We start from the raw sequence: 23,205 nt of genomic DNA, 5'->3' as shown, positions 1-23,205 counted from the left end.
TTTCTGGGTCGGCCGCTTCGTGGGTGTATGAACGATACTGAAACGAGTTCGTCTGATGAACTGTCCGTAGAAACGGTACTCGACCGTGTACGGACGCACGAATTCCACCCTGTTGATGAGACGAGCTTTACGGTCGATAGGACGCTCGAAGAGCACGGTATCGCGGATCTCGACGCCGACGATTGGCGCGTCCGACTGCTCGCCGTCCGTGACCTCGTTCGGCTCGGTGACGCCAAAACGTCTGAAATCGCCGTCGGACTCGAGGACGATGACGTACAGGTACGCTACGTGTGTGCAACGACTCTGGGAATTCTGCGAGCCCAGAGCGAGATCGAATCGCTCGAACGGGTGGTCCGCGAAGATCCGGACGCACTAGCACGATCGCAGGCTATCGTCGCGTTGGGGCAAATCGGTGCCACCCGGTCGATGGACTTGCTACGTGACCGGCACGCGAACGACGACTCGAAAGACGTCCGTCATCAAGCCGAACTCTCGATTGACCGCATCGAAAAGGGCGCGGTCGCCGAGCCCAAGCTGGAGGCCGCGTACCGAAATCTCGACGAGGACACGTTCGAACAGCTGGCAGTCGGTGAGTCTGCGCCCTCATTCGAATTGCCGGATACTGACGGACGGACGTGGGACCTCGAGGACTCGATTGGAGACGACGAGTGGACGGCTCTGATCTGGGTGTTCGCCGACTGGTGTCCTGTCTGTCACCGTGAGTTCGATGAACTGATCGAGCTTCGCGAGGAACTACAAGAGGCAGACGTCAATGTGGCGACGATCGAATGTCACGGCGGCTACCGCGGTAGAGTGATGGTCGGTCGGGAACTCGCACCGGAGTACTGGTTCGCTGAGGAGTCGTTTATTGAGTCGTACGCGGAGCAGATCTGGTGGCCACACCTACTCGACCGTGCAGGAGCGATCGGCGCGAAATACGGCGTTGATCCGATGGCCTATGCCGTCCACGCCGAGTATATCAATCGGCCTGCGACGATCATCATCGATCCGACCGGAACTGTTCGGTTCGCGTATTATGGAACATTTTGGGGCGATCGGCCGTCTATCGAAGAGACGTTGGAAATGATCCGATCGGAGCAGTTCGAGTTCGAGCATCCGGAACGACGTCAGATTGCGTCCGAATGATGCCCGTTGACCCAGAAACACACCTCGTTGCTGTGACGGCACACAAAGCCTTCTCGTCGCGGTCCTCCGACAGATACGATGCCGATCAGCGAATCAGGTATCCGGAACTGATAGAGTACCTCGTCCTCGCCACGGGTATTGTGGAAAAAGATCTCCCCCTCGGTTGGGATGGGGGGCGTTGACCGCCCTGAGGCTAAAACGACTCCGCATAAAGCACTGACTGATATCGGATGGAGTCCTCGGAGTCCCTATCGTCAGAGCTCGAGTTCAGTCGCTGAGTCGACCTCGAACCGGAGAACTTCGGGCTCACCTGCGAGCAGGTCGGGGAGCCGCTCTTCGAACTCTTGGAAGTGGTCTCTCTGCGAGTGTGCTTCGAATGCATCGGCGTCTTCGTACTGTTCGAAGAACCGCACGACGTTCGAGTCCGCGATGTCCGTCGCGGCGCGGTAGTCGACCATCCCGTCTTCCTGCTGAGATTGTTCGACGAGGTTTTCAATCAGATCGAGCGCTTCGTTACGGGTTGCCGGATCGAGTGGGAATGTCGCGTGTAAAACAATCACTGTGTGACAACTAGAGGGAACTCCACAATAAATCCTCACCGGATTGGTGCTTGAACCACCCGAACGAATTCAGTGACAGGCTGTTCTGTGGACGGTCATCGACGCGAATGGCGTTCTCTCAGGTAGGATTCGCGTCCGTCTGGTGAGTCGATCTGATTTCACGCATTCCCAATAGGGAGCGATATAGCGACTTACTGTGGTGCGATGCCTGGTTAGTGGATTGTAAGCGCGAACAGGGTGAGATTGTGAACCGCAGGGATGAGACCGGCGCCAGCGGCGATGACGAGCAGGCCGACGGTCTCTCGACCGAGCTGGTCTCTATCTATGTCGAGGGCGGCTAGGATGAGCATGGCGGCCGTTATTTTTACGAGGAGAAAGAGGACGACGCCGGACGGGCCGATGCCGTCTCCTACCTGAATGATCGTCGCGGAGATCGGATTCCGTTCGTTCGTCCCGAGGTACTCGAGTCCGATCCCAGTGGTCGTTGCGTCGAGGACGTGCGCGAAGAGGACTCCACCACCGAGCCATCCGTGGGTAGATAGATATCGATCCTGAACCGCTCGCAGAACGAGTCCGGTGATACCGATCGCCAACACGATTGCAACGGCGTTCCAGACGAGAACCCGCCAGTGGAGCGCCTCCGTTGCGAGAAGACTCACTCCGCCGACGGCGATAGCTGTGAGGACACCGCTTACGGCTGTCCATCGTGAGATATCGTTCACATCGGCGGCATCGAGTATCATCCACAGTCCTGCAACTAGCGCCGCAACCACGAGGTATACCGTTGGGCTCTGAAAAAATCCAGCGGCCAGTCCCGACAAGGGTGTCGAACGTCCGATAGCAACCGCGACGCCGATGACGGCGAACCACGGAAGTGTAGCCGCGATCTCGACGCCGGTCACGGCAACGTGGCGACGACGAAGGGCCCACGCTATCGCGACAACTGAAACACTGGCGAGGACGAATGCGATGACGGAGTCGGTCATTTTGGCGGTGTTGGACACCGGTGTGCGGAGGATCGCCGTCCTCGACAGTCGTCTGGAACCACGTCAGGCGTACGTGTTCTCAAGATGGGTGACGATGTCGTCGCTCTCTGCCATTCCCTCGATCCCGTGTTCGGGGTCGACAAGCACCGGTACCCCGGACTGACCGCTCACCGATTTCACTTCGAACCGGAGGAACCGGAAGGGGAGGACAGTACGCGATTTGTAGTCGAGATCGAGATCCTCCAGCGCGCGTTCAACTTTTGCACAGTAGGGACAGCCAGGGAGTCGATAGAGTTCCAGCATCGAATCTTGGTAAAGCGCAGGTGGGATCATACTAAACCCCGTCGCGGATGCGAAACGAAACTGCACGACCGTTGGACGGCTCAGTTGCGAGAGAACGGGATCGAACGCCTCGCGATCGGTTTCCAGACAGTGACCCGAGACGTGCTACGATGGCTTGTGAACGCCACCGGCAGCAGAGTTGATGCTTTCCGGAAGTGTTGGATGGATGTGCATCGTCTCCGCGATCTGGTCGGCCGTTGCGCCGAGTTCGATCGCGAGGACGAGTTCGTGGACGATTTCGGCACCCTGGCTTCCGACGACGTGTGCACCGAGTAACTCGTCGGTGTCGGCGTCCGTGACGAGTTTGACGAACCCAGCCGTCTCACCGAGTGCCTTCGGCTTGCCCTGGTCGGCGAAGTCCTGGCGGCCGATGCCCACCTCGTACCCCTCGTCCCGGGCTTCTTGTTCGGTCAGCCCGACGTGGCCGACCTGCGGGTCGGTGAACACTGCCCACGGAACGGTTCGGCCCTCGGTGCTGATCGCCTCATCTTTCGCGAGGTGGCGGTACAACAGGTCTGCGTCGTCGCGCGCGGAATGGGTGAACATCGGCGGCCCGCTCACGTCGCCGATGGCGTAGACACCGTCAGCAGTCGTGCTGAAGCTGTCGTCTGTCTCGACGAACCCCCGCTCGTCGAGTGACACGCCGACATCTTCGAGCCGGAGACCGTCCGTGTTTGGTGTCCGTCCAGCGGCGAGCGCAACATCCGAGACGGTGATGGCGTCAGTACCATCGGCGTCGACACGGATACCGGAATCAGTCTCTGAAAGTGCTGTCACAGGCGCGTCGGTTTGGACGGTGATTCCCTCGTCTTCGAAGGCGGTCTCGATGACTTCGCTTACGTCCGGATCTTCATCAGGGAGGAGGCGATCACCGCGCTGGAAGACGGTGACGTCAGCCCCGAATCGACTGTACATCTGGGCGTATTCACAGCCGACGTACCCTCCGCCAATGACGGCCAACGAGTCGGGGACCGAGTCACGCTCCAGCAGATCCGTGCTGTCGTGAACATTAACGTCGTCGAGACCGTCGATTGGCGGCTTCGTCGGTCTGGCACCCGTGTTGATGACGATGTTCTCGGCCGAGAGAGTTCGGTCGTCGACCTGGATTTCGTGAGGGGAGGCGAAAACTCCGTGCCCCTCGATGAAGTCGATGTTCTCGTTGCTCTCGACGTTCTCGTAGGCGCCCTCGCGGATGCTCTCGACGATGTCGTCTTTGCGGTCGACGATCGCGTCCATGTCGGCCTCGATGGCGCCGTCGATGTCGATGCCGAACTCCTCGCTGCGGCGGGCGAGGTCCGCGATCTCTGCACTCCGGAGCATCGTCTTCGTCGGAATACACCCACGATTGAGACAGGTTCCGCCGAGAAGATCCTCCTCGACGAGTGCCGTCTCCATTCCAGAATACGCGCACTTCATCGCGACCGGGAGGCCGGCCATTCCGCCCCCGAGAACGAGCAGGTCGTAATCGTATCCGTTACTCATCGTCCTGCCCTCGGGGCTGTCTGGTGTCGTCGGCTGCCGTTGCTTCTCGGGTGGTGCATAGTCCAGGAATCACTGTATTGTTAGATTCGGTCATAATTCGAATAATGCTGGTGGGGTTTTACTCGATGCAGCAGCTCATCGTCGACGTATCCCGCCGGAACGCCTGACACGCCTGCTTGAATGCCTCGCTGAACGTGGGGAACGGGTGGACGGTGTCGATGATATCGTCGACGGTGAGGTCGAACTTCACCGCCAGCGTCGCTTCCATGATCATGTCGGCGGCACGGGGCCCGACCATGTGGACGCCGACGATTTCGTCGGTCTCGTGGTGCTTGACGACTTGGACGAGTCCATCCGTGTTCTTGACGGCTTTCGCTCGCGGGACGTCTTCCATCTGGACGGTCCGGCAGGAACAGGTGCCGTGTTCGTCCATGTACTCCAGTTCGGTGGTGCCGACTGCGGCGACCTCGGGACTGGTGAATACGACTGCTGGGACTGCATCGTAGTCGATGCTGACGCCCTCGTTGCCGAACGCGTTCTTGACGGCATGGTTGCCTTCCTTGGCGGCGACTGTCTCCAGTTCGGGTTTGCCAATCACGTCGCCGGCAGCGTACACGTCCGGGTTCGTCGTCTGGAAGTGCTCGTCGACGTGTATCGTCCCGTCGTCGTTCGTTTCGATTCCCACAGTTCCGAGCCCGATTCCTTCGCTGTTGGGCTGGATGCCAGTCGCGACGAACAGCGCGTCGCCGGTGACTGTTCGCTCGGTGCCGTCGACGGTTGTTTCGACGGTGACGCCTGACTGTATCGTTTCGGCTCCACCGTCGGCTGCTGACGTGCGAACGCGCTGGAAATCGTTGCCAGTAACCACCTCGATGCCTTCCTCTTCGAAGGCGCGCTGCATTTCGCGACCGAGTTGGCCCTCCATGTCTGAGAGGACGCGCTCGGAGCGCTGGAGGATGGTCACGTCGACGCCTACGCGGTGGAGAATCTGGCCCCACTCTAACGCGATGTAGCCGCCACCGAGCATGACGATACTCTCGGGGAGGTCCCGCTCCTTGAGGATGGTCTCGCTCGTGTAATAGTCGACTTCGCCCAGGCCGTCGATGGGTGGCGCCCACGGTGAACTTCCGGTCGCGACGAGCGCCTTCTCCCCGGTGATGCGCGCGCCCTCGTCGGCGCCGTCGACGACCTCGATGGTCGTGTCGTCGACCAACTGGCCGTAGCCCTCGTAGATGTCAGTCTCGAAGTGCTCGGCGACATCGATGTAGTTCTCCTTGCGGAATCCCTCGACAAGTTCGTCGGTGCCGTCCAGCGCGGTCGCCCAGTCGACGGTCGGTTCGCCGTCGCTGTACTGGACCGCCTCGAACGGATTCTCCTGCGGTGTGGCTGCCTGTTCGCCCAAAGCGAGCAGGTGCTTGCTGGGGACACAGCCGACGTTCACGCAGGTGCCGCCGAGCGGCAACCCTGTATTCACCAAGGCCGTCGAGAGTCCTCGGCCACTTGCTTCGGTGATGGCAGCGAACGCGGCTGCCCCACCGCCGAGAATCACGAGATTGTAATCGGTTGACTCAGACATTCTAATAGTCGTTGTGTTGTTTGGAGCTTTAACATTCTGCTCTAGATGGCTATAGAGGCCATTCTCTGCCTCCTCTTCTCCGAAAGGACTATGACCAAATGGAAGTTTGGTTATTGTAATGAGTATCAATCTCCTCCAATCGAACGACGACGTGAACGAGGCCCGCGCGAACATCTTCAGCGCGCTCGGTGATCCAACCAGACTCCGGATCTTCCAGACACTCGTCGAGGCCGACGAACCGCTCAACGTCAGTGAACTGTGCGATCGCGTCGATCTCGGGACGAATCTGGTTTCGCATCACCTCCAGTGTCTCAAGAACTGCCAGTTGGTCGACGCGGAGCGCGACGGCCGCAAGAAGTACTACGAGGTGAGCCGGCCAGAAGCCGTCGAAATGCTCTCACTGGCCGATGACTGTATTCGCCAGAATATTGAGAGCGTCCTCGGGTGCGAGGTCGTTACCGAGGCTGAGACCGATGAGCGATGACGCTGACTCGTGGCTCCCGTATGCGGGAGTCGGTGGCGTCGTCGCGTGCTGTCTCGGCCTCGAGGTGCTCGGTGGGGCGGTGGTGGTCGGTGGCCTTGCGACCACCATCGGTCTCTCGATGGGCGTGACGTATCTGGCGGTTGTCGGCCTGGGCGGGTTGGTTGCGTTGGGCCTCGCTGCTGGCTATCACCACATCGGAGAGGCGAACGATGGCTTCCTCGGCTGATGGGTCGCCCTGGGGGCTCCTCGGACTTGCGGGGGCACTCAGTCTCTGTTGTATCGGCACTGCGACCCTCGCAGGCGGGGCTGCAGTCGACGGCGGAACAGCTGCTGGCGTGACTGCTGTCAGCGGTGCCGTGGGTGGACTCGGTGGAATTCTCGTGACCGCACTCGTGACCGCACTGCCGCTACTCGTCATCGGGCTCGTTCTCCGTCGGAGGGGGCGACAATGACGGGACGGGTCTGGTCTGTGGCGACGCTTCTGCTGTCGTATGCTGTCCTCCAGAACGCAAAGGGGGTAACACAATATGCCGTATGAGTGGGTTCGGCCTCCAGACAGATGCCACCGTATTCACCCTGTATCAATGATTTCGCGACAGCAGACTGACCGTTCGGAGAGCCATGATCAGCGTACAGCACGGAGGATGGATTACCGTCTCCTGATTCAGGGGCTGGTCCTCGCCGGTGCATTACTGTTCGTGCCACCGGTAGCCGCCCATAGCGGCAGTACCCACGCCAGTACCCCACACTGGGCGTTTCTCGTGCTGATCCTGGGTGGGGGCGTGGGTATGGGAGGCAGTGCGCTTCTCGGAAAGCGAGTGTGGAGTGACCACCCGAAACGGACTCTCAGCGGGGTTCTGATCGGGCTCGGAGTGGCGCTACTCGGGACGATTGCCATCATCCAGATCCAAATCGAACCCGTCGGGACGACCCCAACGCTCCACGCGTGGTATCCGCCACTTGCCGTGGTCACAGCTGGGTTGCTCACGACGGGGAGCCTGTTGCTCGGCGTCTGGCGGTGGCCCACTCGCCTCGAATACAGCGTGCTCGGACTGGCACTCGGTATCTGGGTGGGGTATCCAGCCCTGATGCCGAACAGCGGGTATCGACACCCGGTCGGGTACCTGCTCGTGGTCGTCGTCCCGCTTCTCGTTGGCTACATCCTGTGGGTAGATGTGTGGCCCGTGGTCCGGAGCGACGCAGTCGATCAGCTCGCTGGACACGTGGGCGGTCTCGTCGCAGCCATGTTCAGCGTGTTCTTCTTGTTCTCCGCGGGGTTATTCACCGTGAATCCGGAGCAGGGGGTAAACGGCCCGACGACCGCGTTCGTCACGACGGCGAGCTTTGCGAATCCGCTGGTTGTCTGGCCTGCCGTCGAATTCTACGTTCCTTCGATCCCGCTTGCGGGGGCGATGTCGGTCGGGACCGCACTGCTCATTGGCACGCTGGTGGGGCTTATCGGGTTGAATGCATCGTTGATGACTGCGGTCTGGCAGCACAGTATGGAGTTTTCCTCCTCTGGCGGCATTCTCGGTGGGCTTGCCACGACGGGCGCGACGGCCTGTTGCTGCTGTGGACCTGCGGTGTATGCGGTTGCAAGCGTGTTCTTCGGCGTCTCAGCAAGCCCACTCTACTGGGCGTTCATCGATCCGGCATCGCCGCTCGGATCGCTCTTCTTCGCGGCTGCCGTCATTCTCTTGGTTTGGAGTGTCACGAGATTTGCGACCCGCCTTTCTGAGCCCGCCGTGTGTCGAGTATCCGCTGACTGACGATGGAGATGAGGTACGAACTATTTTTAGGTGGGCCTCGACGGCCGAGGTACTGCAAACGAGTGTACGGGTGTGCAATGTAATCGCACGTCTGATAGTCTGTTAAGACGGGCCCGTTCCCTCTTGATATTGATGACTGATCAGCCGTCTCTTACAACTCAGAAGACTTCTGCTACCCTCCACGATCTCCCGCCGAGTGCCAAACTCGTCGCGAAAACGCTCGAATACGAGGGTGAGAGTACGCAGTCGGAACTCGCCGAGTCAACACTTCTTCCACCTCGGACCGTTCGGTATGCCCTCACGCAGCTTGAAGAGAACGGAATCGTCACCTCCCGTATCTCGTTTATGGATGCGAGACAGCGGATTTATTCGCTCGAATCGGGTGACAGCTAACGTATTGGCGCCGACGTCTAGATCAGTCCCAGTCCACCCCCGACCAGACGAAATCCAACGACAGTGAGGAGACCCAAGACGACGAGTCGGCGAGTGCGCTCGCTGGTAGTAACTCGGAGGCGCTTGCCTACAGCGACCCCGATCGCGGCTGGAACGGCAGCGGCGACGGAAACGAGCAGGAGTATCCGGCTCGGATACAACCCGAACAACCCCGCCACAGCAACGCGAATTCCGTTGAGTCCCAGGAACACGAGCGCGACGACGCCGACGAATAGTCCGTGGGAGAGGTCGAAGCTCCGAAGATACGCGATGAGCTGTACCCCGACGTTCGTCCCGCCGAACAACAGTCCTGAGATGCCGCCGACACCGAGCATTCCGACTCGCGTTCGTGCGAACGTACCGATCCCACCTGCCGACCAGTCCGGGAGTGGAATCCGTCGCTGAGCAGTCGCGACGAACCCGAGCGTCAATACTCCGAGGCCGACACGTAGGGGGCCGGTCGGAATACGACTGAGGATCGCCATCCCGATAACCGTACCGATCAGCGCGGCACCGATGAGTGGGCCAAACCGTCGACTACAGGTTCGAAGCTCTTCTTGAGAGAGATCACGGACCAGCGAGAGATTCACCGCGAGAATCGGGATGATCATGAAGACGACCGCCGTTGCCGGATCGATTACCGTTGCGAGCGCCATCGTCCCGACGAGAGCGAACCCGAAGCCAGCAAGTCCATTCGTCGTCCCGGAGACCAGAATAACGAGCGTCATCAGCGCGACTGTCGGCTCCCCGATGGCTGCAATCATTCGTCAGCTCTCGTGAGTTGCTCGTAGAGGACTGGGAGTGTACCGTAGCTGATGGCGTTTCGAACCAGGGCCTCGGTCGTCGTGTATTCGTCAGTGCCGTGCGCTGTCTGGGTGCCGAAGCCGAATTCGACCGTTGGAATCCCCTCGTGTCGAAGCACTTTGGCGTCACCGCCACCGGTTGCGCTCCGCCGGTAGACTTGGTCGTCGACGACGTGGTCGGCTGCCCGCGCGCTCGCTTCGACGATCGGACTCCCGAGCGGCTCGTACGACCCACGGGTCCACGAAATATCAGTGATCTCAATGCCGTCCATCCCGGCCAAGCAGTTCCGGATCCCGCTGAGTGCTTCTCTGGTGTCGACGCCAGCAGTCAGGCGGATATCAACTCTCGCGCATGCCGAGGCCGGCACCGTGTTGATCGCCGTTCCACCCTCGATGATGCCGAGATTGATCGTCGGGTACCTGTACAGGCTTCGGGTGGCGTCGGCTCCAGCCTCAGGCTCGTAGAAGGCGACGGACTCCTTGATGATCTCGTCCATCGATGGATCGACCGACAGTTCCTGCTGACCGAATTCATTTCGCAACTGCTCAATCGCCTCGGTCAGGCGATCGATTGCGTTCTCTCCGATCATCGGTCGTGAGCCGTGTGCAGCAGTCCCTGATGCTTCGAGTGTGAGCCAGATGTTCCCCCGATCAGCGACCGAGACGGAGTATCGGCCGTTCCGAGAGGTGGTTTCGCCGACAACGCAGGCGTCAGGGTCGAACTCGGTCGTCTCTAACAGCGTCGTGAGGCCGGCGTCACCGCCTGTTTCCTCGTCGCTCACGAACGCGAACTGGAGTGTTACTGGCGGTTCTGTCCCGGTCCGGGCGTACGCGAGTGCGACCTGTAACATCGCGGCGACGGCCCCTTTCATATCGGTCGCCCCACGTCCGTAGATGCGATCGTCGTTTCGCTCCCCGAGCGGATCGTACGACCAATCGCCCTCGTCGAACGGGACGGTATCGAGATGGCCGTTGAAACACAGCGTGCGGTCGGTCTGTCCGGGAAACGTGGCGATGAGATTCGGCTTTTCGGGGTCGACTTCGAAGCGCTCGACGGACAACGCCGATTCCTCGAGCGTGGTTTCGAGCCACTCGATGATATCGACGGTTCGCCCGGGTGGGTTCTGCGTATCGTACCCGACGAGCGTCTTCGTGAACTCGAACAGGTCCGTACGATTCTCGGAGAGGTACTCGGCAACGGCCGTGGGTAAATCGGATGTATCCATACTTGAAGAGGGACGTTAGTTAGCTCTGTTTTCGAACCCACTCTTCGAGGGTGAAACTGTCGTAGGGAGTGCTGTCGACGAGGGTCCACTCATCGGTGTCCCAGTCCGGAAAGTACGTGTCACCGTCGTACTCGCCAGGAATCCGGCTGAGCACCATTCGGTCGATGACGGGCTGGAAGAGGTCGTATATACCTGCCCCACCGATGACGTAGGCATGGTCGCTCCCGAGCGATTCGACTGTTGCGACCGCATTGTCGATGCCCGACGCGTGGTGTGCTGACTCGACGTCGAACGCCGATTCCGACCGGCTCAACACGATCTGTGCGGTTCCCGGGAGGTCATCGCGCATCGAATCGAATGTCCGTCGCCCGAGAATCACGGGCGACTCCGCGATCCGATCTCTGTATTGTTGTTTGTCGGCCGGGATACTCTGCCACGGTATTTCTCCATCTTGCCCGATAACACCGTTCTCTGCCACCGCAGCGACTGAAATGAGGTTCATTGGTTTGGTTTCCGATCGTTCCCGACACCGGCATACTCAACGCCGGTCAGGTCGGCAATGTCTTGTTTCCAGGTCGTCAGATCCCGGCGTTCGAATCCCGAGAGACTGTCGTGGCCGCAGGCCCGGGCCATCACCTTCATCAGTTTAATTGTCGCCTCGAAATAGTTCTGTAGCCCGTCAGCGGCCGAGTCGATGACCAGCCGGTTTCTGAGATCCTCTCGTTGGGTGGCGATCCCGACCGGACAGTTGTTCGAGTCACAGGCTCGCATGCCGAGACAGCCGATGGCCTGCATCGCGGCGTTGGCGACCGCGACGCCGTCGGCACCGAGTGCCATCGCTTTGATGAAATCCGATTCCGTCCGGAGGCCGCCCGTCGCGATGAGCGTCACGTCCGACCGGCCGCGCGCGTCCAGATGACGGCGGGCACGGGCGAGAGCGGCCATCGTCGGGACCGAGATGTTGTTCTTGAACACGTCCGGTGCCGCGCCGGTGCCGCCGCCGCGACCGTCGAGGATGAGGTAGTCCGCGCCGGCCTCGAGTGCGAAGTCGATGTCCTCCTCGATATGCTGGGCGGAGAGTTTGAATCCGATCGGGATGCCACCGCCGACGTCGCGTACCCGGTCAGCCATTTCGGCGAAGTCCTCGGGCGTTTCTAAATCTTCGAATCGCGAGGGACTCACCGCGTCTGTTCCCGGTTCGAGGTCGCGAACTTCGGCGATCCGCCCCTGTACTTTTTCGCCGGGGAGGTGGCCGCCGGTCCCCGTTTTTGCGCCCTGTCCGGCCTTGAAATGGAACGCCTGGACTCGTTCGACGAGGTCGATGTCCCAGCCGAACTTCCCTGTCGCGTACTCGTAGAAGTACCGGGAGTTCGCTTCCTGCTCCTTGGGAAGCATGCCGCCCTCTCCGGAACAGATGCCCGTACCCGCCTGGTCTGCGCCTGTCGAGATTGCGATCTTCGCTTCTTGGCTGAGCGCGCCGAAGCTCATGTCGCTCACGAAGATTGGAATCTCGAGTTCCAGCGGGTTCTCCGCGTTCGGGCCGATCACCAGTTCGGTGTCGACGGCTGCCTCGTCGTCGAGCGGCGTTCGGGCGAGCTGGGCCGTCAGGATCTGCAGGTCGTCCCACGACGGCAGCTCCGCGCGTGGGACGCCCATCGCGGAGATGTCACCGTGTTCGCCGATCCCCTCGGGCCCCTGCTGGGCCAGCGTTTGGATGTAGTGAGAGTACGGCTCCTTCTCGTGCTCGGGGTCGCCGTAGAATTCAGGGTTGACGGCGCCGCCATCAATGTCGTCGGCGGATCCTTGCATCGCCCCGTCGCCGCCATCCCCGGGCTCAGGGTCGTCATAGGGTTGGGGGTTGTCTGCCGCCCAGGCAGCTACTTCGGCTGCGTCGACGTAGACGGCGTCTTCGTCCTCGTCGACCCACGCGGAGAACGTTTCTAACACATGGGAGTTGTCGTACTCGCTGATCCCGGTGTCGACCCGGTAGTCCCAGCCGTGGACGCCACAGATGAGGTCGTCTCCTTCGACGTGACCGTCCCCGAGAAGCACACCGCGGTGGAGACATCGTCCATAGAGTACTGACACCTCGTCGTCGTACCGGATGACAACGAGATCCACGCCCTCGACGCGTGCGTGTACCGGCTCTCTGTCGGGGAGGTCGCTCCAGGTGGCGACGTGTTCGGGGCGGGTGTCGGATGGACTCATCGGACCCATCCGTCGCTTATTTCGGGGTCAATCGTTCGGTCGGTCAGTCGCATCAGGGGTGTTCGCTGTTGGGGGTCAGTTCGCGCTGCCATGCTCGTTTGGCTTTGGCGTTCCATCGCATCGGGTCTTGGGGTGCCCTGTCGAGTCGTTGGAGGCATGTTGTCGACTTGAGAAACCGTCATCCGGACGTCTTAGAAGGTCTATGCGTCCGTGTAAGTGAGCCCCACGGCCGATGTGACCCTATGTACCACGGTAATGAATGTGGGGTATGGCATCCGAATACCCGGATCGTCAACCAATCGACGAGATAGAATCGACTGTCGGCTCGATCAAGAAGATGCTCATGGTCGGTGCCGTCTTCGCCGGCGTGGGCTACCTGTTGGTCGGTGCGGCGCTGTTCTTCGAGCTGACCGAGTTCCACCCGTTGCTTGAGAACTTCTTCACGACGTACCCCGACACGAGTCTCGCCGGCGGGAGCGGCGGCACCCGCGGCGCCGCGGTCAACGGCGCACTCGCCGCGATCCACAAGTGGCCCTCGACGCTGCTGTGGCTCAAGCTCGGCGGCGTCGCCCACATCCTCGTGGGAATCTTCTTCTCGCTGGTCGCCATCGTCCGCGCCCTGAGCATCATGCCCCACCGGCTGAGCTACGAGATGGAGCGCGCCCAGGAGTAACGCGAGGGACTCAGAGCGGAGCAATTACTCTTTCCCGCACGAATTTCAGTATCGTATGGACACACACGAAATCGGCGGCGGTGCACTCGTGGCCGGATTCCTGGTAGTGCTCCTCGCACTCTACCGGGACCCGGTGAATGGGATAGCTGCCGCGACCGACGGAGTCGCGACAACCGTCTACTTCGTCGTGCTCCCGGTCGCTGGCCTCCTTGCCGGCGTGTACGCCTACACCGACGGCCCTTACAGCGTCGTCCCGCTGTTTCTCCTCGGGAGCTACCTCGGGATATTCGGCCTCGCACTGATACTCGGGAGCGTCCTGGGCCCGAATCCGGTCGGGCTCCCCCTGGGAATCGGAGTCGTCCTCCTGTCGCTCGCTCTGGTGGCGCTGGTGGCGGGCGTCCTGCGGACGACTGCGTCCGTTCGATCCGACCTCTTCCGGTCCCCTTCCAATTGATATGGATATGAAGAATACAGTGACCCATCGACGACCGGACACTCCGCACACGCGTCGAGGCACTCACGCGAGGCGTGTAGCGTGACCGGCTGTACCGTTCGGTACACCGTGGATGGGTCGGAGCGGTGCTGTCCACGGTCGGTGGCCGCCGATCACGACCGGTGCGTGTTCCACCTTACGCCCGAAGAGCGCGGGGCGGCGGACGTCACCTTGTCGGCACTGCGGACGGCGTTCCTCGCGGATGTCGACGCGGACGACCCCGCTCGGCGGGAGTACGTCGACATTCACCTCGACGAACTGGACCTCTCCGCCCTCGTCGTCGATGGGAGCGATGTCGGCCGTATTACGCTCTGTGACGTCACAGTCGATGGGACGCTCGACCTCTCTGGGGCGGTCGTTCGACACCCAGTCCACATCAGAGACTGTCACATTTCGCAACTGGACACTACTGCAGCGACCTTCGAGATGGACGTCACGATCGACGACACGGTGTTCGGGACGGCGTCGGAACCGTCGACCTGTCTTCGGGCTCGTCGTGGCTCGTTCGAACGCAGCGTCCAGATTAGTAACGCCCAGTTCGACGGGGGTCTGGAGTTCGCTGCCTGCGATGTGACCAGATGGCTGGGTTTCGACGATGTCACAGTCGCCGGATCGGCACATTTTCCCAACCTCACCTTCGGAACTGTGCAGTTCGTGTCCACGACGTTCGAGCAGGGTGTCGAGTTCGTCGGTGCGGACGGGACCCGGGCGATATTCGACGGGACCCGTCTCGATACCGCCGACGGTACGCTCGACCTCTCGGAAGGGACGTTCGACCTGCTTCGTGTCCGCCCCGGTAGCGACCTGACGTGCCATCTCCAGGACGCGACCGTTTCGGAAGGGCGGCTCGATCAACCGGAGGATGCCGTCGCCTGCTACGATCTTACGGATGCCACCCTCGGTGACGTGAAACTCGACTGCGAGCCAGCCACCTTCGACCGATACCGGTTCTATCGAACGCGGTTCGACGGGTTCCCCTTCGCATCCTATCGCACGGTCTTGCGGGCGAATCGCTGGCGGCTCCACGAGTACGTCGGCAGTCCCGTAGAGGCGGACACGACTGAGGGGCTGGAACACACGTATCTGGAAGCCAAACAGGGGGCGTCAGCGACGGGCGACAGCGAGACGGCATCGATGTTCTTCGTCCGCGAGTTGCGCTACCGCCGCCGGCGGTACGCCGCTCACGCCCGAGCGGGGGATCACTCCCTCGCACACCGGGTCGATGCCGCGGTTCGCTGGCTCACGAACGGGTTTCTCGATCTGATCGCCGGCTACGGCGAGCGGCCACAGCGGACGCTCGCGCTCGCGGTGGCTGTCATCGCGAGCAGTGCCCTTGCATACCCGGCAGCCGGCGGACTCGTCACGGGCGACGAGGTGGTGCGGTACGCGACCCACGGTCCACTCGCCGCGCTAGACGGGCTCTATTTTAGCGTCGTGACGTTCGCGACGCTCGGGCTCGGAGACGTCCATCCGGCCGGCGACATCGGCCGGTTCATCGCCGCCTCGGAGGGGCTTTCAGGTGCGTTTCTGACCGCCGTCTTCGTCTTCTCCCTCGGCCGCCGTGTGACGAGATAACCGCGTCACCCGCCGCTCGAATCGCCCAGCCCCAGCCGCGTCAGGACGGCCGGCATCAACAGACCCTGGACGACGATACTGATCACGGCGACGCCGAACACCATCACCTGTAGTTCCTCGCGGAACGGGAATCCCTGCGGGAGCGACAACACCAGCGCGACCGGCACGACGGTATGCAGACCGCCCCAGACCATCACGTGCTGGCAGTACAGGGGGACCTGCTGGCTGCGTATGAGATTGGTCCCCGAGACCAGCGGGTAGATTGTGGCCGCGCGGACGATAACGACAAGAATGGCAGCGGAGACCACGAGCCCGGCGTTCCCGAGGAATGTGTCAATCCTGATTTCGGCACCGATGAGGACGTACAGCATCGTCGTGACGAGGAACGCCGCCGTCGTCCAGAGCTCCTGAACGTGGGACTCGCTCGTGCTCATCTTGTGGTGGGTCTCCTCGTGTGCCCCCATCAACAGTCCCGCGCCCACGACCGCGAGGATTCCGCTCATCCCGAGAAAATGTTCGGCAAGCAGGAAGCTCCCGTAGGCGACCAGCACGGTGAGCAGGAGGATGCTCATCTCGTCGTCGAGCCGACGCATTACGATATGGGCGAGGTAGCCGACGACCATGCCCAGAGCGAGCCCACCGCCACCGACGATGACGATGTCGCCGGCGATGGCGATGAGTGCGCCTGGCGTCGCGAGCGCCGTGACCGATCCGGAGGCTTCGAACGCGCTGATCACCGCGGAAAAAATCACGACCGCGACGCCGTCGTTGAGGAGGCTCTCGCCTTCGATGGTGACCGCGAGCTGTTCGGCGACGTCGAGCTCGTCAAAGATCGACAGCACTGCGGCAGGGTCGGTGGGGAGGATGATCGTCGCGAACAGCAGGGCGACAAGCAATGGGAATCCGAACGAAACCGTGCCGACCACGCCGAGAATCACGACAGAGAGGGGGAGCCCGACGACCGTGAGAACCACGATCAGGCTCGTGTTCCGCCACAGCTCCCGAACGTTGATTATCGTCGTCCCATGGAAAATGATCGTCGGTAAGAAGATCATCAGGATCAGGTCGTCGGTGAGCGGAAGGTCAAACGACAGTCCGACTGCCGACACGATCACGCCAATAAAAACGAGCGCGCTCGCAAACGCGACCCGATCCCGGTTGCGGACCACCAATCGGACGACCAACGCCAGTGCGAACACTCCGAGAACGCTCAGGAGAAGCGATGTAAACCCGCTCACGTATTCCCTCCGGCCGACGCCTCAGTCACGACCATCCGAAAGATCAGATTGGGTCCGAGTCGGTGAGTATTTCGACGAGTGCGGGGCCATCGTGGCCGATCGCGGTTGTGAGCGCCTCGTCGAGGTCGTCCGGATCGTCGACGAAGACACCGTGGCCGCCACAGTTCTCTGCGAACGCGGCGAACTCCGGGTTCACGAGGTCGGTCTGCCAGACGTCCCACCCGCCCGTGCGCTGCTCCTTGCTGATCTTCCCGAGTTCGTCGTCGTTGAGCAGGACGTGCGTGATATCCATGTCGTATTTGACGGCGGTCGTGAACTCGCTCATATACTGGCCGAACCCGCCGTCGCTGGAGACCGAGACCACCTTCCGGCCGGCAAACGGCGACTCGGGTTCCTGCGTGGCCGCCCATGCACCGAGTGCTGCGGGGAACGCAAAGCCGATCGAGCCGAGATATCCGGACATGAGCACGGACTGGTGTTCCGGCTCGAAGTACCGCCCGAAGGCGTAGGTGTTGTTCCCCACGTCGACGGGAATGATGGCGTCGTCGGGGACGAGCCGCGTCATCGCTTCGAAGGCGGTGGCGTAGTTGACACCACGCTCGGGCGTCTGGGCGCGTCTCGTCGCTTTTTCCTCGCGCCAGATCTCCCACCGGTCGGCGAGTTCCGCGCGCTGGCTCTCCGCCTCTACGTCGTCGATGCGACCGAGCAGTTCGTCGACGGTGACGCCGATCTCGCCCCAGACGGGCACGTCGATACTGTGGAACTTCCCGAGGGTCATCGCGTCGTAGTCGACGTGGATCGTCGGCTTGTACTCGGCAATCCCCGTGTGATTCGAGAAGCTCGCCCCGAAGACGGCCAGCAGGTCCGCCTCGTTCATGAAGTGGCTCGCGATAGGCGTCCCGCTTCGCCCGAGGACGCCCCCGGCGAGCGGATGCGAATCGGGAATCTGCCCCTTCCCTTTGAACGTCGTCAGCACCGGACAGTCGAACCGTTCGGCGAGGTCGACGATCCCGTCCATCTCGAAGCGCGCCCCGTGGCCGGCGATGATGACCGGCCGCTCGGCGGTTTCGAGCAGGTCCACTGCGTCTTGGAGCGCGTCCTCTGGCGGACTGATGTCGCGCTCCGTGATGCGTCCCTCGGGATCGCCCGGTTCGACGCCTTCGGCGGACTGGGTCTGGATCTCGTCCGGGAAGATCAGGTGCGAGACCCCCTGTTCGAGGATCGCGGTCTTGGCGGCGCGGGTCGCGAGTTCGGCGTGCTGGCTGTCCGGCAGGACGGTCGCCTCGAACTCCGCGACGTCGCCGTAGGCGGCCTCGAGGTCGACTTCCTGGAAGTTGCCCGTACCGAGCACCTGCGACTCGACCTGCCCTGTGAGCGCGATAGTCGGCGCACCGTCGACGTTGGCGTCCCATAGCCCCGTGAGCATATTCGTCGCGCCCGGCCCGGCGATGGAGAAACACGCCGCCGGACGCCCGGTGAGTTTTCCGTATGCCGAGGCGGCGAAGGCGCCGGCGCCCTCATGCCGAACGCCGTAGTACGCGAGGTTCCCCTGGTCGGCCTCGCGGCGGAGTGCGTCGGCGAGGCCGAGATTTGAGTGGCCGACAATGCCCCAGACCTGCCGGACGCCCCAGTTGACCAGTGTCTCGGCGATGACGTCGGAGACCGTTCGCTCGTGGGGTTCCTCCTCGGGGAACCCGACGTAGATACCGTCTTCGCGTTCCTCGACCGGAAACGTCTGGACGCAGTCGTCGTGCGGGCCGGGTGTCTCGCCCGTCAGGGGATCGAAATCCCACCCGTGCCACGGACACCGGAGGTAGCCTGTCTCGATCGACCCCTCGCCGAGCGGGCCGCCCTGGTGGGGACAGCTGTTATCGAGAGCGGCATATTCACCGTCGTAATGGGTTACAGCGACGGTCGTATCGCCACAGCTGACAGCCTTGACTCGGCCCTCAGGTAGTTCGTCAGGAGAAAGCGCCTTGTACCACGTCGTGTCCCCGTGTGGCGTGTTCGGGGACGAGTTACCGGTCATATCTTTGCCAAGCGTGGAGAACAGGGTTAATCACGCCGTGCGCGTTCAGTCGTGTTCCAACTCACCATAGTATTTATATACTGAGTGTCGAATCCAGCCTGTTTTCCACAATATGAGTCTCAGGACTGACTGATTTCGAATCGCGCTCCTCCTTCCTCGGAGTCACAGACGCTGATCTCCCATCCGTGTGCCTCGACAATCTCGGCGACGATAGCGAGACCGAACCCGGTGCCGTCTCTGGTTGTTGTCTGCCCCCATTCGAATACGGTATCCTGCTCGTCAGCTGGGATTCCGTCCCCATCGTCCTCGACGTAAAACCCTTTTTTGTCCTCTGAGTCGAACGTTCCAACCCGGACGGTTACTGACGCTCCACCGTGAGTCGAGGCGTTCTCGAAGAGGTTTGCAAAGAGTTCGTGGAGGCGGTCTTGATCAGCGCGAATCGTCGTCGATGACTCCGTCTCGAGAGTTGCTGACTCAATTTCACAGTCGTTCCAGACATCTCGTGCCAGGGCCCCCAACTCGATTTCCGTTTGCTCACCAACGAGATCTCCTTCCCGAGTAAGCTGCAGGAGTTCGGACAACATCTCGTCCATCCGATCGGCCGCGTTCTCGATGGCATCGAAGTGTTCGGGATCGCCAGTCTCCCGAGCGAGCGTTACATGGCCCTTGATAACCGTGAGTGGGTTCTTCAGGTCGTGTGAGACGATGCTGGCGAATCGATCCAACCGTTCGATCTTCTCTTCGAGTTCCTGGCGGTGTTCGACACGATCAGAGATGTCACGCAGCATCGCGATCATCTGTGTTGGTTCGGTTTCATCTTCGCCTGCATTGAGTGCGGCCCCAGAGATTTCGGTTGGAACCTCTTCTCCGTCTTTGGTGAGGCAGGTCAGATCGTCGGTGAATCCCGATCCTTCTTGGTAGATTTGCGAAATGAACTCCTCCCGGACGCGCTCGACGTCATTGGGATGAATATCCTCCGGATGCAACGAGAGGAGTTCCTCGTGGGAGTATCCGAGCAGCTCACAGGCTGCGGGATTGACATCGAGAAAGGACTCGGTCTCCAGATCAACGACCATCACTGCGTCGTTGTTGTATTCAAATATTTTGCGATAACGCTCTTCAGGAGACGAATCCGTGGCGGAGGATTTACTCGCCGAAAGATCACTCTCAGAGTGATCGCGATCCCGGTCATCGGTCATCTTCCTAGCGTGGATACGGATGCTTTCAGCATATATAATACGCTCTCCGGTGTGCAATACACCCGAACCCCCTCGTGAGATTTTATCCACTTTGATTAGTACACCAACGTGATGGATACGGAGTCACACACAAAATTGACAATTCGAAATCAGACATGAAGCAGGAACCCACGAAAACGAGTCGCTACCGTGTCCTCCTCGTTCTTGCTGTTGCCGAACTGCTTGCGATGACGCTCTGGTTCAGTGCATCAGCGGTCGGGCCGGAACTCGCGGCTCTCTGGGATCTTTCGAGCGCTGAGACGGCATGGTTGACGAACGCGGTACAACTGGGGTTCGTCGTCGGCGCCGTGCTTTCTGCGACGCTCACCCTCTCGGATACGATTCCGCCGCGGTACCTGTTTGCTATCTCAGCCGCCATCGGCGTGGGAGCGACTGCACTTATTGCCCTTGCCGTGTCGTCCTTCCTCCCGGCTGTTCTGTTACGGTTTCTCACCGGTGTCGCACTGGCCGGTGTGTACCCGACAGGCATGAAAATCATGGCTGGCTGGTTTCGGGAAGGACGCGGGTTCGCTATCGGCACGCTTGTCGGTGCACTCACGATCGGGTCGGCGATGCCGCATCTGCTCCGGGCGATCGGTGGCGTCGGCCGTCCGCGGCTAGTCTTACTGGGTGCAGCTGGGCTCGCAGCTGTCAGTGGTGTGCTCGTTCTCTTTGTACGTCCAGGGCCCTATCAAGCTCCGGCAGCACCGTTCGATCCCGGAGCCATTCGGCGGATGCTCGGTGATCGTGGGACGATGCTTGCCAATCTCGGATACTTCGGTCACATGTGGGAATTATACGCCGTCTGGGCTTGGATCCCGGTATATTTGGCTGCGAGTTTCGCTGCCAGCGGCGACCCGGCACCGACGCTCGCTGCGCTACTTGCGTTCGGAACCATTGCAGTAGGGGGTATCGGTGCCGTCGTCGCCGGTGTGTTCGCAGACCGAATCGGACGGACGACCGTCACGAGCGGAAGTATGGTCGTCAGCGGCACAGCCTGTATTGGTGCCGGTTTCGTGTTTGGTGGGCCCCTGCTTATCCTCGTTCCGTTCCTGTTGATTTGGGGGTTCGTCATCGTCGCCGACTCCGCACAGTTCTCGGCGGCCGTCTCCGAACTCGCTGAGGACAGTTACGTTGGGTCAGCTCTGACGCTACAGACCGCCATCGGCTTTCTACTCACTGTGGGGTCGATCCAAATAACACCGATTATTGCTAGTTTCGTCGGCTGGCAGTGGGCTTTTTCGCCACTGGTTATCGGACCGTTCCTCGGGACAGTCGCCATGCTGTGGCTCCGACGGCTTCCCGAGGCAACCGCACTGGCTGGTGGAAGGGGATGACCCCGCTCTCGCGCTGAGATGACGATTCCCTCACCTAATCTCTGTCGGCAGCACGAAGACGAGTAGACCGGTCAATGCGCCCCAGACTAGATGTCCGATGAGGGACACGACACCGAGATTCGGAACTGACGACGGTATTCCGACGAGATTTAGCCATATTCCCATGACGATGCCGGCAGCGACGAGCCAAAGTAGCATCCCATACACAAGACCGAGCGTGATAGTCCCAGAGAGGGTCTCAGCATATTGTTCGAGTCTATCGACAGTAACCGCGGCAACGAACATTGTTGCGAACACCACGCTGTGGAACAGGTGGGTTATCCACCCGACAACGATCGACTGAACCCCATAGAGCGCCCCGATAATTCCCATTTCACCAGTGAAGATCTGGAGGATCAGACCCATCGCTACCCCCGCTACGACACCAGCGACTGTGGCGTTCCGAAGACTATCCGAGCTGACTCCCGGTAGATCACTCTTGGGAGCCTGCTCGGATGTTCGGAGGAGAGTCACGACAACCGTCGTACCTTCCTCTCTATCGACGACATCGATGGTCCCTCCAAACTGGGTCACCAACAATCGGATGATCGGTATATCGTAATTGAGGTTCTGATCCTCATAGTCCTGGATGCCTTCGAGAAGTGTTCTTTGAGCGCTTTCGTTGAGCCACCGACCAGGAGCGGTAACCGAAACGTCGACGGTGGTTTCCTCTGGGGAGACTGCAACCGTCGCTTCGCGCTTCGAGGCCCGTTCGAGTGCGCCCTCGACGAGTTCCGTAAGTACCGTTTCGAGGTGCTCGTCAGCGCGGACTTGTACGGAGTCGGACGCGTCGATCGTAACCGTGGCATCATCCGGAAACTTGTCGGAGCACTCCCGAACGGTGGTCGCCAAATCGACCGAGGTAAGACTCACCGCAGTCTCATCGAGAGTTCGAATGAGAAATCCTACCTGTGCTATCGTTTGTTCGATGCGATCGACTCCATTACTGATCGCGTCGTAACTACTACCGGTACTCTGTTCGTTGTGTAACAACTCTGCATGGCCCCGAATTGCCGTGATCGCGTTCAAAATCTCGTGACGAAGAATCCGGTTCAACAAGACGACCTGATCGGACTGTCTCGAGAGCGATTGTTGGCGTCGCTCATCTCTCGCAGATCGGATACCGACGACTATTCCACCTGTTCCACCCCCGAGGACGGCATTGGCGACGACGATATCTGAGAATAGCGTCACGACTGGATCTGAGCTCTCGACGGCACCCAGAGCAACCATCGCGAATATGCCAACGCTACCGACGAGAAACCATGTCGCGACGGTGCGTGCGTAGGCTCTGTCGTGGGTACTGACAGCTAGGCTCACGCCGTAAATCACCAACCCCAGTCCTATGACGAGGGGCACTAATTGGAGTAGCGTGGCCAAGATCGAGCTGGCTGGACTATTGTAGACCACCCCAACCAAGAGGGTTCGAGTAAGGACGAAGGCGATCAGGGCGATGAGAAATCCCCCGGGTTTTATTCGAAGTTCGTCACCGGCAGATGGAAACATGGGTAAGGTGTTATGTATTCAAATAGTGTACGAGAAGAGCACTGGATTAAGCCGGGGGATGTA

General features: G+C 60.8%; 22 protein-coding genes. 9 read left to right on the top strand and 13 right to left on the bottom strand.

The window, feature by feature from the left end; genetic code table 11:
• The first annotated feature begins 27 nt into the window (after window positions 1-27).
• Complete coding sequence (locus NL112_RS21095; RefSeq protein ID WP_255152811.1) at window positions 28-1,146, top strand: redoxin domain-containing protein; 1,119 nt, start codon at window positions 28-30, stop codon at window positions 1,144-1,146.
• A 254-nt stretch (window positions 1,147-1,400) separates the two neighbouring features.
• Here NL112_RS21095 and NL112_RS21090 read toward each other — a convergent pair whose 3' ends face one another.
• The 5 genes from NL112_RS21090 to merA form a co-directional block, all read right to left on the bottom strand.
• Window positions 1,401-1,706: a putative quinol monooxygenase gene (locus NL112_RS21090; protein ID WP_255152810.1), complete on the bottom strand. Its 306-nt coding sequence runs from the start codon at window positions 1,704-1,706 to the stop codon at window positions 1,401-1,403.
• A 212-nt stretch (window positions 1,707-1,918) separates the two neighbouring features.
• Window positions 1,919-2,692, bottom strand: coding sequence for a DUF63 family protein (locus NL112_RS21085; RefSeq protein WP_255152809.1), 774 nt, complete (start codon window positions 2,690-2,692; stop codon window positions 1,919-1,921).
• Window positions 2,693-2,755: 63 nt separating this feature from the next.
• A complete protein-coding gene (locus NL112_RS21080) occupies window positions 2,756-2,995 on the bottom strand; it encodes a glutathione S-transferase N-terminal domain-containing protein (RefSeq protein ID WP_255152808.1) in 240 nt (79 codons plus the stop codon).
• 144 nt (window positions 2,996-3,139) lie between these two features.
• Window positions 3,140-4,516: a dihydrolipoyl dehydrogenase gene (gene lpdA / locus NL112_RS21075; RefSeq protein WP_255152807.1), complete on the bottom strand. Its 1,377-nt coding sequence runs from the start codon at window positions 4,514-4,516 to the stop codon at window positions 3,140-3,142.
• Between the two features lie 118 nt (window positions 4,517-4,634).
• Entirely contained in the window at window positions 4,635-6,092 is a 1,458-nt protein-coding gene (gene merA / locus NL112_RS21070; protein WP_255152806.1) for a mercury(II) reductase, read from the bottom strand.
• 118 nt (window positions 6,093-6,210) lie between these two features.
• Here merA and NL112_RS21065 point away from each other — a divergent pair, with 118 nt between their 5' ends.
• The 4 genes from NL112_RS21065 to NL112_RS21050 all read left to right on the top strand — a co-directional run bounded on the left by NL112_RS21065 (window position 6,211) and on the right by NL112_RS21050 (window position 8,738).
• The gene (locus NL112_RS21065; RefSeq protein ID WP_255152805.1) at window positions 6,211-6,576 is read left to right on the top strand and encodes an ArsR/SmtB family transcription factor; all 366 of its coding nucleotides are present in this window, start codon (window positions 6,211-6,213) and stop codon (window positions 6,574-6,576) included.
• The gene (locus tag NL112_RS21060; protein WP_255152804.1) at window positions 6,566-6,802 is read left to right on the top strand and encodes a hypothetical protein; all 237 of its coding nucleotides are present in this window, start codon (window positions 6,566-6,568) and stop codon (window positions 6,800-6,802) included. The genes NL112_RS21065 and NL112_RS21060 overlap by 11 nt, the downstream gene beginning before the upstream one ends.
• Before the next feature lie 562 nt (window positions 6,803-7,364).
• Window positions 7,365-8,345: a hypothetical protein gene (locus tag NL112_RS21055; RefSeq protein WP_255152803.1), complete on the top strand. Its 981-nt coding sequence runs from the start codon at window positions 7,365-7,367 to the stop codon at window positions 8,343-8,345.
• A gap of 132 nt (window positions 8,346-8,477) precedes the next feature.
• Window positions 8,478-8,738, top strand: coding sequence for a winged helix-turn-helix domain-containing protein (locus tag NL112_RS21050; RefSeq protein WP_255152802.1), 261 nt, complete (start codon window positions 8,478-8,480; stop codon window positions 8,736-8,738).
• Between the two features lie 17 nt (window positions 8,739-8,755).
• Here NL112_RS21050 and NL112_RS21045 read toward each other — a convergent pair whose 3' ends face one another.
• Genes NL112_RS21045 through NL112_RS21030 form a run of 4 tightly spaced genes read right to left on the bottom strand, consistent with a single transcriptional unit; the run spans window position 8,756 to window position 13,014 of the window.
• Window positions 8,756-9,541, bottom strand: coding sequence for a sulfite exporter TauE/SafE family protein (locus NL112_RS21045; RefSeq protein ID WP_255152801.1), 786 nt, complete (start codon window positions 9,539-9,541; stop codon window positions 8,756-8,758).
• Window positions 9,538-10,806: a M20 family metallopeptidase gene (locus tag NL112_RS21040; RefSeq protein WP_255152800.1), complete on the bottom strand. Its 1,269-nt coding sequence runs from the start codon at window positions 10,804-10,806 to the stop codon at window positions 9,538-9,540. The genes NL112_RS21045 and NL112_RS21040 overlap by 4 nt, the downstream gene beginning before the upstream one ends.
• 19 nt (window positions 10,807-10,825) lie before the next feature.
• Entirely contained in the window at window positions 10,826-11,308 is a 483-nt protein-coding gene (locus NL112_RS21035) for a dihydrofolate reductase (RefSeq protein ID WP_255152799.1), read from the bottom strand.
• Window positions 11,305-13,014 (bottom strand): glutamate synthase-related protein, encoded by a 1,710-nt coding sequence (locus NL112_RS21030; protein ID WP_255152798.1) that lies wholly within the window; start codon window positions 13,012-13,014, stop codon window positions 11,305-11,307. The genes NL112_RS21035 and NL112_RS21030 overlap by 4 nt, the downstream gene beginning before the upstream one ends.
• A gap of 268 nt (window positions 13,015-13,282) precedes the next feature.
• Here NL112_RS21030 and NL112_RS21025 point away from each other — a divergent pair, with 268 nt between their 5' ends.
• From NL112_RS21025 to NL112_RS21015, 3 genes are all read left to right on the top strand, one after another.
• Window positions 13,283-13,687 carry a hypothetical protein gene (locus tag NL112_RS21025; RefSeq protein WP_255152797.1) on the top strand — a complete coding sequence of 135 codons (405 nt, stop codon included), beginning with the start codon at window positions 13,283-13,285 and terminating at the stop codon, window positions 13,685-13,687.
• 55 nt (window positions 13,688-13,742) lie between these two features.
• Window positions 13,743-14,141, top strand: coding sequence for a hypothetical protein (locus NL112_RS21020; RefSeq protein ID WP_255152796.1), 399 nt, complete (start codon window positions 13,743-13,745; stop codon window positions 14,139-14,141).
• Window positions 14,142-14,282: 141 nt separating this feature from the next.
• Complete coding sequence (locus tag NL112_RS21015; RefSeq protein ID WP_255152795.1) at window positions 14,283-15,755, top strand: potassium channel family protein; 1,473 nt, start codon at window positions 14,283-14,285, stop codon at window positions 15,753-15,755.
• A 5-nt stretch (window positions 15,756-15,760) separates the two neighbouring features.
• Here the strand turns inward: NL112_RS21015 and NL112_RS21010 are convergent, their stop codons facing one another.
• The 3 genes from NL112_RS21010 to NL112_RS21000 form a co-directional block, all read right to left on the bottom strand.
• Window positions 15,761-16,993, bottom strand: coding sequence for a cation:proton antiporter (locus tag NL112_RS21010; protein WP_255152794.1), 1,233 nt, complete (start codon window positions 16,991-16,993; stop codon window positions 15,761-15,763).
• Window positions 16,994-17,036: 43 nt separating this feature from the next.
• The gene (locus NL112_RS21005) at window positions 17,037-19,022 is read right to left on the bottom strand and encodes a thiamine pyrophosphate-binding protein (RefSeq protein ID WP_255152793.1); all 1,986 of its coding nucleotides are present in this window, start codon (window positions 19,020-19,022) and stop codon (window positions 17,037-17,039) included.
• Window positions 19,023-19,141: 119 nt separating this feature from the next.
• The gene (locus tag NL112_RS21000) at window positions 19,142-20,221 is read right to left on the bottom strand and encodes a two-component system sensor histidine kinase NtrB (RefSeq protein ID WP_255152792.1); all 1,080 of its coding nucleotides are present in this window, start codon (window positions 20,219-20,221) and stop codon (window positions 19,142-19,144) included.
• 155 nt (window positions 20,222-20,376) lie between these two features.
• Here NL112_RS21000 and NL112_RS20995 point away from each other — a divergent pair, with 155 nt between their 5' ends.
• Window positions 20,377-21,597 carry an MFS transporter gene (locus tag NL112_RS20995; RefSeq protein ID WP_255152791.1) on the top strand — a complete coding sequence of 407 codons (1,221 nt, stop codon included), beginning with the start codon at window positions 20,377-20,379 and terminating at the stop codon, window positions 21,595-21,597.
• A gap of 30 nt (window positions 21,598-21,627) precedes the next feature.
• Here the strand turns inward: NL112_RS20995 and NL112_RS20990 are convergent, their stop codons facing one another.
• A complete protein-coding gene (locus tag NL112_RS20990) occupies window positions 21,628-23,142 on the bottom strand; it encodes a hypothetical protein (RefSeq protein WP_255152790.1) in 1,515 nt (504 codons plus the stop codon).
• Window positions 23,143-23,205 lie beyond the last annotated feature (63 nt).

This window comes from Halorarius halobius (genome assembly GCF_024298865.1).
Classification (GTDB): Archaea; Halobacteriota; Halobacteria; order Halobacteriales; family Haloarculaceae; genus Halorarius; species Halorarius halobius.
Note: the sequence above shows the minus strand (reverse complement) of the source record. Positions and strands in the feature narration are given on the sequence as shown.